The sequence below is a fragment of the Sporolactobacillus sp. THM19-2 genome (assembly GCF_004153195.1).
In the GTDB taxonomy this organism is placed as follows: Bacteria; Bacillota; Bacilli; order Bacillales; family Sporolactobacillaceae; genus Sporolactobacillus.
The window spans coordinates 15,280-30,515 of the sequence record NZ_SEMC01000019.1 but is presented as its reverse complement, the minus strand read 5'-3'; the positions used below and the strand labels follow the sequence as shown (position 1 = coordinate 30,515).

General features: G+C 49.2%; 12 protein-coding genes, 1 pseudogene and 1 other annotated feature. Of the genes and pseudogenes, 11 read left to right on the top strand and 2 right to left on the bottom strand.

Translation table 11 applies throughout. The features are described 5' to 3' along the window. Window positions 1-5: 5 nt before the first annotated feature. Window positions 6-2,033, bottom strand: a complete 2,028-nt coding sequence (gene tkt / locus EWH91_RS11695; RefSeq protein WP_129930220.1) for a transketolase — start codon at window positions 2,031-2,033, stop codon at window positions 6-8. A gap of 524 nt (window positions 2,034-2,557) precedes the next feature. Here tkt and aroD point away from each other — a divergent pair. Then, the gene (gene aroD, locus EWH91_RS11690) at window positions 2,558-3,334 is read left to right on the top strand and encodes a type I 3-dehydroquinate dehydratase (protein WP_129930219.1); all 777 of its coding nucleotides are present in this window, start codon (window positions 2,558-2,560) and stop codon (window positions 3,332-3,334) included. Between the two features lie 471 nt (window positions 3,335-3,805). Here the strand turns inward: aroD and EWH91_RS11680 are convergent, their stop codons facing one another. Continuing rightward, the gene (locus EWH91_RS11680; protein WP_165364317.1) at window positions 3,806-4,105 is read right to left on the bottom strand and encodes a putative quinol monooxygenase; all 300 of its coding nucleotides are present in this window, start codon (window positions 4,103-4,105) and stop codon (window positions 3,806-3,808) included. A gap of 121 nt (window positions 4,106-4,226) precedes the next feature. On the opposite strand from EWH91_RS11680, the gene EWH91_RS11675 reads away from it, so the two are divergent. The 10 genes and pseudogenes from EWH91_RS11675 (at window position 4,227) to EWH91_RS14505 (ending at window position 15,063) form a co-directional block, all read left to right on the top strand. After that, window positions 4,227-4,922 (top strand): DUF3298 and DUF4163 domain-containing protein, encoded by a 696-nt coding sequence (locus EWH91_RS11675; RefSeq protein WP_129930216.1) that lies wholly within the window; start codon window positions 4,227-4,229, stop codon window positions 4,920-4,922. 457 nt (window positions 4,923-5,379) lie between these two features. Then, window positions 5,380-6,531 (top strand): cation:proton antiporter, encoded by a 1,152-nt coding sequence (locus EWH91_RS11670; RefSeq protein ID WP_129930215.1) that lies wholly within the window; start codon window positions 5,380-5,382, stop codon window positions 6,529-6,531. Window positions 6,532-6,569: 38 nt separating this feature from the next. Further along, window positions 6,570-6,857, top strand: coding sequence for a hypothetical protein (locus tag EWH91_RS11665; RefSeq protein ID WP_129930214.1), 288 nt, complete (start codon window positions 6,570-6,572; stop codon window positions 6,855-6,857). Window positions 6,858-6,927: 70 nt separating this feature from the next. Beyond that, the gene (locus tag EWH91_RS11660) at window positions 6,928-8,208 is read left to right on the top strand and encodes an ArsB/NhaD family transporter (RefSeq protein WP_129930213.1); all 1,281 of its coding nucleotides are present in this window, start codon (window positions 6,928-6,930) and stop codon (window positions 8,206-8,208) included. 126 nt (window positions 8,209-8,334) lie between these two features. Then, entirely contained in the window at window positions 8,335-9,876 is a 1,542-nt protein-coding gene (gene guaA, locus EWH91_RS11655) for a glutamine-hydrolyzing GMP synthase (RefSeq protein ID WP_129930212.1), read from the top strand. A gap of 1,145 nt (window positions 9,877-11,021) precedes the next feature. Next, window positions 11,022-11,247 (top strand) — a binding site (T-box leader). Between the two features lie 111 nt (window positions 11,248-11,358). Further along, window positions 11,359-12,612: a tyrosine--tRNA ligase gene (tyrS, locus tag EWH91_RS11650; protein ID WP_129930211.1), complete on the top strand. Its 1,254-nt coding sequence runs from the start codon at window positions 11,359-11,361 to the stop codon at window positions 12,610-12,612. A 319-nt stretch (window positions 12,613-12,931) separates the two neighbouring features. Next, window positions 12,932-13,042 (top strand): type II toxin-antitoxin system HicA family toxin, encoded by a 111-nt coding sequence (locus tag EWH91_RS14925; protein WP_326407611.1) that lies wholly within the window; start codon window positions 12,932-12,934, stop codon window positions 13,040-13,042. 41 nt (window positions 13,043-13,083) lie between these two features. After that, on the top strand, window positions 13,084-13,509 hold the full coding sequence (locus tag EWH91_RS11640; RefSeq protein WP_129930210.1) for a type II toxin-antitoxin system HicB family antitoxin: 426 nt from the start codon (window positions 13,084-13,086) through the stop codon (window positions 13,507-13,509). A 207-nt stretch (window positions 13,510-13,716) separates the two neighbouring features. Further along, window positions 13,717-14,646: pseudogene (gene guaA, locus EWH91_RS11635) on the top strand (glutamine-hydrolyzing GMP synthase); the annotation flags it as partial. 249 nt (window positions 14,647-14,895) lie between these two features. Then, window positions 14,896-15,063: a hypothetical protein gene (locus tag EWH91_RS14505; RefSeq protein ID WP_165364315.1), complete on the top strand. Its 168-nt coding sequence runs from the start codon at window positions 14,896-14,898 to the stop codon at window positions 15,061-15,063. Window positions 15,064-15,236 lie beyond the last annotated feature (173 nt).

Below are 15,236 nucleotides of genomic sequence, written 5' to 3'. Positions count from 1 at the left end.
GCCGGTCAGCCTACCTGCGGATGAACCAGGTTGACAGGCTTCTCGGCTGCCTGCGTGTAAAGCGTGACAATATGATTTTCTGTAAAACCGAAATGATTCATCAGATCTTCTGCAGATCCGCTGGCGCCGAATGTGTCGACGCCAAGGGAGATGCCCTGCAGGCCGACATAACGTTCCCAGCCGAATGTCGCCCCCATTTCAATCGACATCCGCCGGCGCACGGTGGAAGGAAGAACCGATTCACGATAGGCCTGACTCTGTTTCTCAAACCGGTCGAAACAGGGCATCGATACCACGGAAACATCATGCCCGGACTGGCGCAGCAACTTTTGTGCACCGATAGCGAGCCGGACTTCCGATCCGGTGGCGATCAGAATCCCCTCGGGCCATGCCCCCTCCTGCGGGGAAAGCACGTAACCGCCGTGCCGGACCCCTTCTTCAGCCTGTTCCGCGGTTCCGCTCAGTACAGGCAGTTTCTGGCGGGACAGGGCGAGAATCGTTGGCCGGTCTGAGGTCTCTATTGCTGCTTCCCAGGCTGCGACGGTCTCATTCGCATCAGCGGGACGGATGAGCGACACACCGGGCATCGCCCGCAGACTCATCAGCTGTTCCACCGGTTCATGGGTCGGACCATCTTCTCCAACGGCAATCGAATCGTGGGTGAAAATATAGATCACAGGCAGCTTCTGAAGGGCTGCCAGGCGGATGGCGGCACGCATGTAATCGGAAAAAACGAAGAAGGTGCCGCCGAATACCCGGCTGCCGCCGTGAAGCGCGATCCCGTTCAGCGCCGATGCTTCAGCAAACTCACGGACACCGAAGGCAATATTTCGTCCCTCACGGCGCTCCGCACGGAACAAATCGCTGCGTTCAATATTTGTTTTATTCGAACTGGCGAGATCGGCTGATCCGCCCCACAGAAAGGGAAGCTTATCTGCCAGAATCTGAATGATGCGATGGCTGGTCACGCGTCCGGACTCGGAACCGGTCACCTCGCGCGGGAGTCCCTCTTTCCAGTCCGGAGGCAGCTGATGGTTCAGTGCCTGCGTTAACTTTTCGGCTTTGTCCGGATGACCTGCCGCCCATTGATTCACCCGGCACTTCCATTCAGCTTCAGCCTGCCCTCCCCGTTGGCCGATGCACTGCCTGAAGCGTTCCCGAACGTTACGGGGAACAGTAAATTCAGGATGATCCCAGTGCAGCCGGCGGCGAAGTTCTGCCAATCCCTTTTCTCCGAGCGGGGTGCCGTGGACCTGATTTGTTCCCTGACCCGGCGCACCGAAACCAATGACCGTCCGGACTTCTATCAGCGTCGGTCCATTCCTCTGCTGTTTTGCGCGTTCAATCGCCGCGTCGATGGCGGACAGATCATTGCCGTCTTCCACCCGCAGATAATTCCAGCCGCAGCTTTCAAAACGGCCGCGTACATCTTCAGAAAATGATCGGTCTGCCCGGCCATCAAGTGAGACGCTGTTCGAATCATACAGGACCATTAATTTGTTCAGTTTCAGATGACCGGCGAGGCTTGCAGCTTCATAGGAAACGCCTTCCATCAGATCTCCGTCTCCGCACAGAACGAATGTCCGGTGATTGATCACCTCCTCGCCTGAGTGACAGACAGCTGCCAGATGGGCTTCAGCCATAGCCATACCTGTTGCCATTCCAAGGCCCTGGCCCAGTGGACCAGTTGTTGCCTCAACTCCGGGCGCACTTCCCCGTTCCGGGTGTCCGGGCGTTCTGCTGCGGAACCGGCGGAAATGTTTCAAATCATCCATGGTTAGATCAAATCCCGACAAATGCAGCAGACTGTAAAGCATGGCTGAGCCATGACCGGCCGACAGGACAAAGCGGTCGCGATCAAACCAGTCCGGATCATCCGGATTCAGACGTAAATGATTACGCCACAGCACGTAGGCCATCGGAGCGGCACCGAGAGGAAGTCCCGGATGTCCGGAACCGGCACGTTCAATGCATTCACAGCTCAGCATACGTATCGCATTCACACAACTTTCGTCAATTTCGTCAAACTTCATTGTAGCTTCACTCCTTTCTGTTTCTCGTCAATCCCGGCAGCGACGGACGTACTGAAAAAAGGGCCCACGGTTTTCAATAAACCGTGGGCCCTTTTCGATTTCTTACTCTGAACAGGGAAAAGCCGCACAGTTTATTGTCCTTATCTGTCTGGACAACATCTGTGCGGCTTGTTCTGACGCATGCGAAGCAGCTTTGGCCGGCACAGATGCAAACGGAAGTGTTTGCATCTGCTGCGGGCAAGGTGCAAACACCTAAATAAACCAGCCAAAGTAATAGTATCGATTCATTTGAAAACAACACCATTGTTGAACCATCGTCAAAACTCCCAGTCAGTTAGTGTTAATAAGATAGCAGTAAATATTAAAAATGTCAAGACAAGTTTGAAAAATGGAAAGGTATCCTGACAGAGAATCATGGACAATATCTGAAAACAGGGGGCTCGCCGGGCTCTTCAGGCTGATTGACAGTCCGTCAGCTGCATGCTACGCTCGCGATAACAGAAACAGCCGTAAGAAGGGTGAATATGAAAACAGTTACGTTAAAAAATCTGACCATCGGTTCCGGCATCCCGAAGATCTGTGTACCGATCACGGGTACGTCCAGTGAATCAGCGGAGCATATTGCGGCACAGATCGCCTCCGGTCCGGCCGACTTTGCCGAATGGCGTATCGACTACATGAAGGATCTGTCCGTTGCATCCCTGTTGCATGCAGCCGGACGGTTGCGGGGCGTTCTTGGCGAAAAGCCGCTGCTGGCCACCTTCAGAAGTTCACGCGAAGGCGGGGAGAAGCCGCTTAGTGATCCGGCATATTTTCAGCTGTACGAGAGGCTGATCGAGCGGAAACTGGCTGATGCTGTTGATCTGGAACAGACACGCCCTTCAAGGGGACGGGCACGCCTTATTGATGCGGTACACCGGTCAGGAGGGAAAGTGATCATCAGTTCACATGACTTTTCCCATACCCCTTCCCGGAACGCCCTCGTCACAAAATTGAAAAAAATGGAAGCGGAAAAAGCTGATATAGCGAAAATAGCGGTGATGCCCCGTTTACCGGACGACGTACTGACACTGATGGAGGCAACTCTGGAGGCGAGCGGGTCGATGACGATTCCGATTATTACGATGGCAATGGGCAGCCTGGGTAAAGTTTCCCGAATCAGCGGAATGCTCACCGGATCTGCTGTCACTTTCGGAAGTCTGAACGAGGTTTCCGCGCCTGGACAGATTGAAGTGAATCGTCTGAAACACATACTGACTGAACTGTCTCCTGATCCCCGAGAAGGGGGCGCAGGGTACTGACTTTGCCGAAATATCGGGATTCCGGTCAGTTCGGGCCATAATCCGGTGAAAATGGCGAAGATCCGACCGAATGCACAAATCATCCGGCCGGAGAATCAAAGCCAGTATAAGAAAATCCAGTACAGAATCCGTGCAGGCAGAGAAGCCTGAAACAGCTGTTCTGAATTTTGGCGTTCCTGTATTTCTTTTTCGTTGCTGTGTTTTTATTTTTGCGTCCGTCATGACGGATTCAGGAATACATCCCAGAGTCAGCATGAGGGCAAAAGGGGTGATTATGAACTTATCCAGATAGCGGGGAATCGGGATGAAGTCCGGAATCGGATCAATCGGACTGAGCGCGCAGGCAACGATGCACAGGCAAAGGCTTTCGCATACCATGGCGTCCGTCTGTCTTTTGAGGCGTTAAGGGATCCACAATCGTTCTTTTGACAAGTGGGCGAGCGCTTTAAGTTTCTGTGACATGACCGCACCTCATTCAGAAGGCAGTTTTCTGGCTGAATAACAGCTAATCGCTGTCGGACGATCGAAAAGCAGGTCTGCCCTGGCCATAAATGCGGTAACTTGTGCAGACTGTCTGTGGCGCTGAACAGCTTTTTCATCTTTCCATTCTTCAACCAGGATGAAGCTGTTCCTGTCTGAGGGATCTTCGTAAAGGGTATAGCGGATATTTCCTGATTCCATCCGGGATCCGGTAATCAGCGGGACTGATTCTGTCTGAAAAAGATCACGGTTTTCCTGTCTGACATGAAAGGTTGCGTGAATAATGATCATCTGATTCACCTCATCTTCTATTCTAACGGTTTCGTTCTGGAAAAAGAATGATAAATGACTCTGCCCTTTTTTATAACGTAAGATCATAAGGACATACTAGGTATCATAAAGGCTAGTTGGGGTGAAGCGTGTGACAGGGAAAAGCATGATGGCACTAGTGATGGTACTTGTGCTGATGGGATGGTGGCCGCCGGCGGGACAGGCTGTGGCGGCAGACCAGCCGTACCCGGTGAAGATCAGCATTCAGAAATTGTCAAACGGGATCTTCTATCCTGTGGTGACGTCCGGAATCGATCAGGAAGCGATTCGAAAAAGCATTAATAAAACTTTTCTGGAGCACGCGGATGTCATATGGCGAAAAGATCAGGCATACCGAAAACAGTACGAAAAAGACAAGCTGACCGGTATCCCGGGACCGTATTATGCCAGTACAAGACCTTATGTGCGCTTCAATGACGGCCGGCTGCTCAGTGTTTCTTTTGTCGATGAAGCTTACACCGGCGGAGCGCACGGCATGCATTATGAAAAAACTTATAATTTCAAAACGGATACAGGAGAACAGTTACAACTCGGGGATGTCGTGACAAATCAGACGCAGCTTGATCAGGTCAATGATTATGTGAAGAATCAAATGATTGAACTGAAAAAAGCGGGTCGATATGATTTCTTTATTGACAGCTTCAAAGGCATCGATCAAAAAGAGGGGCAGTTTTACTTCGACAGGGATGGCATCACGCTGGTTTTTCAGGAATATGAAGTTGCACCTTATTCAAACGGAATCATTCATATCCATGTCCCGTGGGAAGTTTTCAAATGATATGAGAAATCTGTGATGTTTATCAAAATTATGCCATATTGTGCCAATGATCAGCTGGATGCAGTACGATAATAACTGTTAAAGCAATGCGTTGTTCTTTTGGCTTCCCCCCTTTTATGATATAGATTGTTGAGCCCGAACAGGGGCTCTTTTTTTTTATTAATATTTGACATAGCCACCTGTCTCAGGATAAAGTAGAGATAAACAATATAAAGATAAATATGCACGATTCTGGTGGAGCCTGTCAGCACAGGCTCCTTTTTTGCTTTTTTTATCCCGCCTGAACGGGCAGTGCCCTCTTGCCCGGGTGTGGGATCACTGCCTGCTGCAGCACGATGGGTCCAACAGACAATCAGCGGAGGGATGCGCGCAGGCTAAAAATGAGGGTGCCCTGTGTGCTCGAAAGTCCCTCACGGATTGACGTTTCACTTTATCATTTCATCACAGGGGGGAACCGATGGACTTTATTTTTGAACTGGCTGTCATTTTACTTGCGACCAAAATAGCCGGACATCTGAGTGTCCTGATGAAACAGCCGGCTGTGCTTGGGGAATTACTGGTGGGCATTCTGATTGGCCCGGCTGTTCTGGGGTGGATACCCAATTCGGAAATGATCCATATCATCAGCGAAGCCGGTGTGATCCTGCTGATGTTCATTGCCGGACTTGAAGCTGACCTTGACGATCTGCGAAAAAATGCCCGGCCGTCGACGGCTGTGGCCGTCGGAGGGATTATCTTTCCGCTTGGATTTGGTACGCTGGCAGGACTCGGGATGGGCATGCCGCTTAATCAGGGGATCTTTCTGGGGCTGGTTCTTTCTGCGACTTCAGTGAGCATTACGGTACAGACTTTGAAGGAAATGGGCAAGCTTCAGACGCGGGAAAGTACGACCATCCTCGGGGCCGCGGTACTCGACGATGTTCTGGTCATTGTTCTGCTGGCTTTTGTCATGAGCTTTTTCGGCGGATCAGATGAGAGTACACTGCTTGTAATTGGACAGAAAATTCTGTTCTTTGCCACCATCCTCCTGATCAGCTGGAAAGCTGTTCCATGGATCATGCGCCGGTTCGGCGGGTTGAAGGTCTCCGAACCGGTGGTCAGCGCGGCAGTCATGATCGGGTTCTTCTTTGCCTGTTATGCCGAATGGCTTGGCGTGGCGGGTATCATCGGTTCTTTTATCGCCGGGGCGGCTATCGCACAGACACCCTTTAAGGAGAAGGTGGAACAGAAGATTGAGCCGATTTCATATGGCATTTTTGTTCCGGTGTTTTTTGTCAGTATCGGACTGAATGTCACGTTTACCGGACTTGACCGTCACATCTGGTTCATTATCGCCCTTTCGCTTCTGGCCATTTTCACCAAACTTGCGGGTTCAGGTCTGGGTGCCTGGATGACCGGATTTGATTTTCACGGCGCGGCGAAAATCGGGGCGGGTATGATCTCGCGTGGAGAGGTGGCCCTGATCCTTGCCTCCATCGGTATGACTTCAGGCCTTCTGGACGAGAGGTATTATACCCCGCTGATCCTTGTCGTTCTGATCACTACGCTGGTGACGCCGCCCGCCTTAAGCAGGCTCTTTGCCAATGAAAGAGATCATGAAGCAGCCTGAAGAACATGCTACAATGAATAAAAAAAGAAGGTGGCCTCATGAAGCCGGTTCGTTATGAAATCAATGATCAGCAGATTGCTTTGCGGGAACAACGGAACGAACAGGATACTGACTTTCTGATCCGGGCAAAAACCAGTGAAGCAGTCGATTGCCTGCATCAGCTGAGGGCGTTCTTTGACCGTGATAAAGTTTATTCTGATATTCTATTCTACAGCCGCGGGGAACGGACGTGGCAGGTGATCGTCCGGCGGGATGCTTATGTTCCGTTTCTCGCCCATCTGTTTCAGCTGCAGCTGCTGCGATCCATCCGCTGGCTGACGGACTGATCCGGGGCGGAAGCAGGCGGAAATCCGCTTAACAAGTACAGGCAATCTATTCAGAAAGGTCTGTTTTCTATTGGGGAATCACGCACTACTTGCCATCGGCATTTTCCTTGTTGCCTATGGTTTTATCATATCAGAGAAAATTCATCGGACCATCATCGCCCTGCTCGGCGCTTCGGCTCTGCTGTTCTTTGGCGTCATCGATCAGGCGACAGCTATCCGCCACATTGATTTCAACACACTGGGGCTCCTTATTGGCATGATGATCATTGTCTCTATCACGTCACAGACCGGACTGTTCCGTTTTGTTTCGATCTGGGCAGCCAGGAAAGTGGACGGGCAGCCGTTTGCTTTGCTTGTCATCTTTTCACTGATTGCGGCGTTCGGTTCAGCTTTTCTCGACAATGTGACGACCGTTCTTCTGATCGCTCCTGTGACGTTCAGTATTGCCAGACAGCTGAAGATGTCGCCTGTCCCGTTTCTGATGTCTGAGATCCTGATGTCGAATATCGGCGGCACGGCGACAATGATCGGTGATCCGCCGAACATCATGATCGGCAGCGCGGTCAAAAGCCTGAGCTTTATTGATTTCATCACCAACCTGGCACCGGTGATTGTACTGATCATCATCGCTGTCCTGATCCTGCTGAGCTTCATTTACCGGAATTCACTTAACGGGCGGCCGGATGCCCGGGAAGTGCTCGCCGGCCTCGATGCCCGGGAGGAAATCACGGATCCCGTTCTGCTTGCCAAATCACTGATCGTGCTTATTCTGACCGTGATCGGCTTTTTCCTGCATCAGATGCTCGGGGTTGAAACAGCAACCATAGCGCTCTCCGGTGCCTTTCTGCTGCTGCTTCTGACCGGCGAGCGCTATCTTGAGAAGGCTTTGTCAGACGTTGAATGGACAACCATTTTCTTTTTTATCGGGCTGTTTGTCCTGGTCGGCGGTCTGGTTGAAACGGGTGTCATGACCCGGCTCGCGCACGGTGCCCTGGACCTGACCGACGGAGAACCGCTGCCGACTACCTTTTTGATCCTGTGGATGAGCGGGATTGTCTCCTCTTTTGTCGATAATATTCCTTTTGTTGCGACAATGATTCCGCTGATTAAGGATATGGGCGAAATGGGAATGACCAATCTGGAGCCGCTCTGGTGGAGCCTGTCACTCGGAGCCTGTCTTGGTGGAAACGGTCTATTAATCGGCGCAAGCGCCAATCTCGTTGTGGCGGGAATCGCCGGGAAAGAAGGGCATCCGATTACCTTTATCGGGTTTATGAAAATTGGTCTGCCGGTGATGCTCCTGTCGCTGGTCATCTCAACGCTCTATGTTTATTTCCGTTACCTGATGTGAGGTTGCCGCAGCAGCGACGGATTGTTAAAATAGGTACGTAATACAAAATCAGTGGAAACAAGAGGACGCCTTCGAGCGAGGTGCATCCTTATTCTTTATATAAAAAATTGCGGGGTGCAAACGGGGATGGGACAACCTGAGAATTTGATCATTGTCATGGACTTCGGCGGTCAGTATAATCAGCTGATCGCAAGACGTGTCCGTGATCTTGGTGTATACAGTGAACTTCTGCCGAATACGATGACGGCGGAACAGATCAGAGAAAAAAGGCCGAAAGGGATCATCTTCTCCGGCGGACCGAGCAGTGTCTACTGGGAGGGCGCGCCGAAAGTCGATCCGGCGGTCTATGACCTCGGGATTCCGATTCTCGGTATCTGTTACGGGATGCAACTGATGAGCCTGCACTTCGGGGCGGATGTTGCGCATGCCTCCCACAGAGAATATGGTAAAGCAGAAATTTCCGCGAATACGGACAGTGCCCTTTTCCAGGGGCAGCCGGCAAAGCAGACAGTCTGGATGAGCCATGGCGATCTCGTTAAAACGCCGCCGGAAGGATTCAAAGTCGATGCGAAAAGCGCATCGTGTCCGGTGGCGGCGATGAGTGATGTCGCAAAAAATCTGTACGGAGTGCAGTACCACGTTGAAGTCCGCCACACAGAATTCGGAAATGATCTTCTGAAGAATTTTATTTTTAACATCTGTAAAGCGGAAAAGAACTGGTCGATGGAACACTTCATCGATCAGCAGGTGGAGAAGATCCGGTCCACTGTCGGCGATAAGAAAGTAATCTGTGCATTGAGCGGCGGAGTTGATTCTTCGGTTGCTGCAGCTCTGGTACACCAGGCCATAGGCGATCAGCTGACCTGCATTTTTGTCGATCACGGTCTGCTCCGCAAAGGCGAAGCAGAAGGCGTTGTTGAGACATTCAAAAACCGCTTCCATATGAATTTTATCTTTGTCGACGCAAAACAGCGCTTTCTGGACAAGCTGACGGATGTCAGCGAGCCGGAGAAAAAGCGCAAAATCATCGGCAACGAATTCATCCATGTTTTTGAAGAAGAAGCAAGCAAGCTTAAGGATATCTCGTTTCTTGTCCAGGGCACGCTCTATACGGATGTGGTAGAGAGCGGCGCGGGCGGCTCCTCACAGACCATCAAGTCGCATCATAATGTCGGCGGGCTTCCCGAAGATATGACATTCAAGCTGATTGAACCGCTGAATACGCTGTTCAAGGATGAGGTACGCGAGCTCGGCACCCAGCTCGGCCTGCCGGACGATATCGTCTGGCGCCAGCCGTTCCCGGGACCGGGCCTCGGCATCCGCGTGCTCGGCGCGATTACCGAGGACAAGCTGGCAATTGTCCGTGAATCAGATGCCATTCTGCGTGAGGAAATCAAAAAAGCCGGTCTCGACCGCGACATCTGGCAGTACTTCACCGTGCTGCCGAACATCCAGAGTGTCGGCGTTATGGGCGACGGACGTACCTACGATCACTGTATCGCCATCCGCGCTGTCACCTCAATCGACGGCATGACCTCCGACTGGGCACGCATCCCATGGGAGGTTCTCGAAAAAATCTCGAACCGGATCGTGAATGAGGTGGAGCACGTCAACCGTATTGTGTATGACGTTACCTCCAAGCCGCCGGCCACAATTGAGTGGGAATAAAAGGAAAATACAAATTGGAAAGAGAATCCCTGTTTCACAAGGTTTATTATGATGTAAAGCGGGTAAAAACTGCTAAAAATTTAATGGTTCCTGCCAAGATCCCTGCCAGAATGAATGATCTGGCAGGGTGTTTTTTGCTTTAATGGGAGTCTTTTTAAACCTTTTTCGTCGTTTTCCTTTTTGACGACCATATAATATTTATCTCTGGATCAAGTCTTTTATTGTGTGTAAATACACCTCAGTAGAAGCAGAGTCATTCTTTACTAACATAAAACGATATCATTTAATGACACATCGAATGAAAAAAGTTGCATAATAAATGTTGAAAGGGAAATAATCGAACGGAGGTGTCAAAGTTATGGATGATGAATCAATCGTGGTCAAACCTAATTTTCTGAAGACCAGATTATTCCATCTTCTGTGGCGGTTAAGACATTCAGTTCAGTTCGCAAACGGGCCAAAAAAAAGCCGCAAGTGATTACTGACAATCATAAGTTTGACTCAATCATTCTTGACTATCGGGAATACGAAAATATGTTTGAACGGATAAACTACCTTGAAGATAAACTGATCTATAAGGAAGTTGCGGATCGAATTAAGAATTATGGAAGGCATCCGGAACAAGCCTTCCACCTGAGCATTCAATGTCTAAAGAAGAGTATGAAAGATATCAGAAGTTAGATGTTTAAGCATACGCTCAGATGAATAGACGGAAAAATTCCGCTTACTTGGTAAATAAAATGAAAAGCAGCTAAAATAGACGGAAGGGTTCCGCCTATTAGCTCGAAAAAAGGGTGAATGGAGCTTTTTGTTTTGCATAACCGGAAAACTTCCCCTTATATACCCCCCGAAAAGAGTCCCATTCTGCGTCTAACCGGAAAACATCCGCTTATTTTACTTTTTGCTCATGACTCCATTAAGGACATACAAGGAAGTGAGATGAAATCCCTGCGAGACGGGTTGATTGGGTGTTCTTTTTGATCGTTGAAAAAATCGGGGAGAACCTCATTTTGCTGCGATACGGTGAACCGTATCGTAAGTGAGTGTAGATGTTCCTGAAAAATAAAAAGCCCACGGGGAGCTAATTGCGATGTAGGCTGTTGACAGAACGTAGAATTCTGTCATAGGATAAGAATAATTTCACATTGATCGCGATGATTGGAATGAGTAGTGGCTGTTTCCCTGTTCCAGAAAGCCGGCGGACGATGCGAGCCGGCACAAAGGCAGTCATGAATTACTTCCCTGAGTTTTTCTGCAAACGCCGTCTTCGTTCAAGCCAGTAGCAGAAAACGGTTGCTGCCGTTAACGGAACAAGTGGAGAGCTGGCTGAGCGCTCAACGAGGGTGGTACCGCGGAATTTTCGTCCCTTTTCAGAGGGGGCGTTTTTTTATTCCTGTTTTACGGGTGTGACAGCAGTTCATGGTTCGTGTCGGCGGCTTTCATCGAAAACGTATGAAGAATAACGGAAATGGAGTGGGAGAAATGAATGCTGAGATTCATTTATCGGTTTCACAGCAGGAAGCTGTCCAACAACAGTTTGACACTCTGAAACAGGGTGCAGCGGAAATTGTTCCTGAGGCTGAGCTTAGAGAAAAACTGAAAAAGTCAGTGGCGACCGGAAAGCCGTTGCATGTTAAACTGGGTCTTGATCCATCGGCTCCGGACGTGCATATCGGACACACGGTGGTGCTGCATAAACTGCGCCAGTTTCAGCAATTCGGCCATCAGGTTCAGCTCGTGATCGGCGATTTTACAGGAAAAATCGGCGATCCGACGGGCAAATCGGCGACACGCCGGCAATTAACGGATGAAGAAGTTCAGGCGAATGCACAGACATACTTTGAACAATTTAGCAAGGTTATCGATATGGAGAAAGCGACCGTTGCCTTTAACGCGAAATGGCTGTCCCGTCTGAGTTTTTCCGATGTCATTGACTTGTCCGCCAAAACAACGGTGGCGCGCATGCTTGAACGTGACGATTTCAGCAATCGCTACCGGTCAGGGCAGTCTATATCGATTCATGAGTTCTTCTATCCTCTGATGCAGGCGTACGACTCCGTTGCACTCCGATCCGATATTGAACTCGGAGGCACGGATCAGAAGTTTAATTTGCTGATGGGACGGCATATTCAGGAAGCTTACGGCATGGAAAAACAGGTGGCGATCATGCTCCCTCTTCTGGAAGGGCTGGATGGAAAGAAGAAAATGTCCAAGTCGCTTGGCAATTATATCGGCATTGACGAATCAGCGGATGAGATTTTCGGCAAGGCGATGTCTCTGCCGGATGAACTGATGATCAAGTACTTTACTTTGGCGACCGATCTGCCCATTAAAGAGATCAACCGTCTGGCGGCTGGATTAAAGAATGGCTCCATCCATCCGAGGGATGTGAAGGAACGGCTAAGCTGGACACTGGTGAACATGTATCATGGCAAGGAAGCGGCGGATCAGGCGAGCGCACAGTTTGCAGAGGTGTTCCGTCAACACGCGCTTCCGGGCGATCTTCCGGAAGTGCATTGGAACGGTTCCACGCAACAGATCTGGGTGGTTGCTTTTCTGGTGAGACTTGGCCTTTTTCAAAGTAACGGAGAGGCGCGCAGGATGATCCATAACGGCGGCGTAAAAATTAATCAGACGAAACTGTCCGACATCGGAGCAAAAATTAATGTACATGATGGCATGGTCGTTCAGGTTGGCAAAAGGAAGTTTGTAAAAATAAATCTTGAATCGGAGTGAGCATAATCACACAGGACGCCGATTATCAGTGTAATGTAAGATAATGCTTAATCCTCACGAATATTGATTGACATTTTTCACAGAAAAGTTTTAAAGACATCCTTCCCGCCAGTCACGCGGCAGAAAGATGACAATCTTATGGTCAACGTATATAGATCACGAAGTTGTCTCATTTCGTCTTTGTTGACACGTACTATAACACGTGTTAAGATACAGGAGAAAGAGGTTAGGTTATGAAATCATATTCCTCAAGAGAAGTCCTTAAGATACTCAAAAAAACGGATGGTATATTGTTGATACTGTTGGGGATCATGTTCAATTGAAGCATCCAACGAAAAAGGGAAGGGTTACACTGACTCATCCAAGAAAGGATATACCAACCGGAACTTTAATGAGTATTGAAAAGCAATCAGGAGTTCGATTTTCCTAACCTTTTCTTTTTCTACCCGTAAAAAAGGAGTTGATCTGACTATGGGTTTAAAGTCTAAATATATATTTCCTGCTATTTTAACAGAAGAGGAAAAAGGCTACTCTGTTCAATTTCCTGACTTGCCTGGGTGCCTTCCTTATGGTTCAACTTTGGAAGAGGTTCAGAAAAACGCGAGGGAGGCTCTTGCGTTGCACTTATACGGAATGGATAAGGACGGAGAAGATATTCCGGAAGCTTCAAGTATTAGAGACCTGAAGATAGAAAAGCATCAGTGCGTGATCCTAATCGATGTATTAATGGCCCCATATCTTCAGCAAATTTTTAACCAGTCCGTGAAGAAAACATTGACCATCCCTAAGTGGCTGGATGATCTTGCTAAGGAAAACAACGTGAATTATTCTCAAGTATTACAATCAGCTATAAAAAAACAAGTCGGCATAGAGGAGAGACATTCAGTTAATGGATAAAGGCTGCACTTACATCAGATACGGACTTGATGAAGCTTCTGAGATTGATAAAATAGAGAAATGGTTCAATGGTTCGCTGAACACTTTTTGACAAATCGGCGGCCATCATGAAAAAGTCAGATTTCATAACCGGAGCCCCTGATCGGGTTTCCGGCTTTATCTATTCGGTAATTTAAAGAAAAATCAGAGATAGGGTGCAAGGCGGGGATGGATCAGAACGACTTGATAATTGTGATGGACTTTTCCGGCCAGTACAATCAACTAATTGCCAGGCGCATCCGTGATTTAGGCGTATACAGCGAACTCCTTCCGAATACGCTCACAGCAGCACAGATCAGAAAGAAGCAGCCGACGGGCATCAGTTTCTACTGAGGTCCAGGCAGTGTGTACGGTGAGGGGGGCACCAAAGTGTGATCCGGCGATTGTTGATCTGGGTGTTCCGATTCTGAGCATCTGTTACGGCCTGCACCTGATCAATAGGCAATTTGACGCTGAGGTGGAGCGCGCGGTGCATCGTGAGTATGACAAGGCAGACATCATTACCGATACAGGCAGCCTGCTCTTTAAAGGACAGCCTGCCGGGCAGTCGGTCTGGATGAGCCACGACGATCTGGTTAAGACACCGCCGGAAGGATTCGAAGTCTTCGCCATAAGCGAGTCCTGCCCGGTTGCGGCTATGAGCAACGCAGCGAAAAATGTCTATGCCGTTCAGTATCACCCGGAAGTGCGTCATACAAAGTACGGCAATGATCTGCTGAGCAATTTTATCTTTTCGATCTGTGGCGCGAATGCCACCTGGTCAATGGAACATTTTCTCGATGAAAAAGCTGAAGAGATCCGCAAGAGTGTCGGCAACCGCAAAGTGCTGTGCGCGCTGAGCGGTGGAGTCGATTCATCAGTTGCGGCAACGCTTGTCCACAAAGCGATCGGCGACCAGCTTACCTGGGTTTTTGTCGATCACGAACTGCTCCGAAAAGGGGAAGCGGAAGGCGTCATCGATACATTCAAAAACCGTTTTCAAATGAACTTTATCCCTGTCGATGCCAAAAGCGTTTCTTGGACAAGCTGGCGGATGTCGGTGATACTGAGAAAAAGCGCAGGATCATCGGCAATGAATTCATCTACGTATTTGAAGAAGTTCTGAAATTATTTTCTCCCAAAACAGAGAGCAAATCTGAAGTCGTATGGTCAAAAATCAAGGACGATTTACCCCAATATGAAAAATACAGACGGAGGCTTTCCGGGATCCGCTCTTATCAGTTAGGGGACTCGGTTAAGCATACGATCAGATGAATAGACGGAAAAATTCCGCTTCGGCCGTTCTGGTACTTTACCGTATCGCCCAATTATTTGTCCAAATTGGGGATTGAAGTAAGTCATGATGTTTTGGCCAACGCTAAAGCGGGAACGCGGCTCTATCTATTGCCAGGTACGCTTTCGGAAGCGAATCGCCGGCAGATGGTGGCTTTTTTACAGGAATCTTCCACCGAAGGTCTTTCTCCCGGTGATATTCAAACTGCTTTTTCTAAAAATAAAAAATTTGGCCACTTGTAAAATCAAATTAGCCAGTTAGGTTGAAGTAATAAAACGCCATCATAAAATCCGATGTATCATTAAAACGACGAAAACTTAATGAAAGAAGCGGATCCTCGAAGACGCATACGAAGGCACCGCACAGAAATCTAAAGATCATGGAATGAACAAAGCGCTTCCCAATCAAGGGAAGC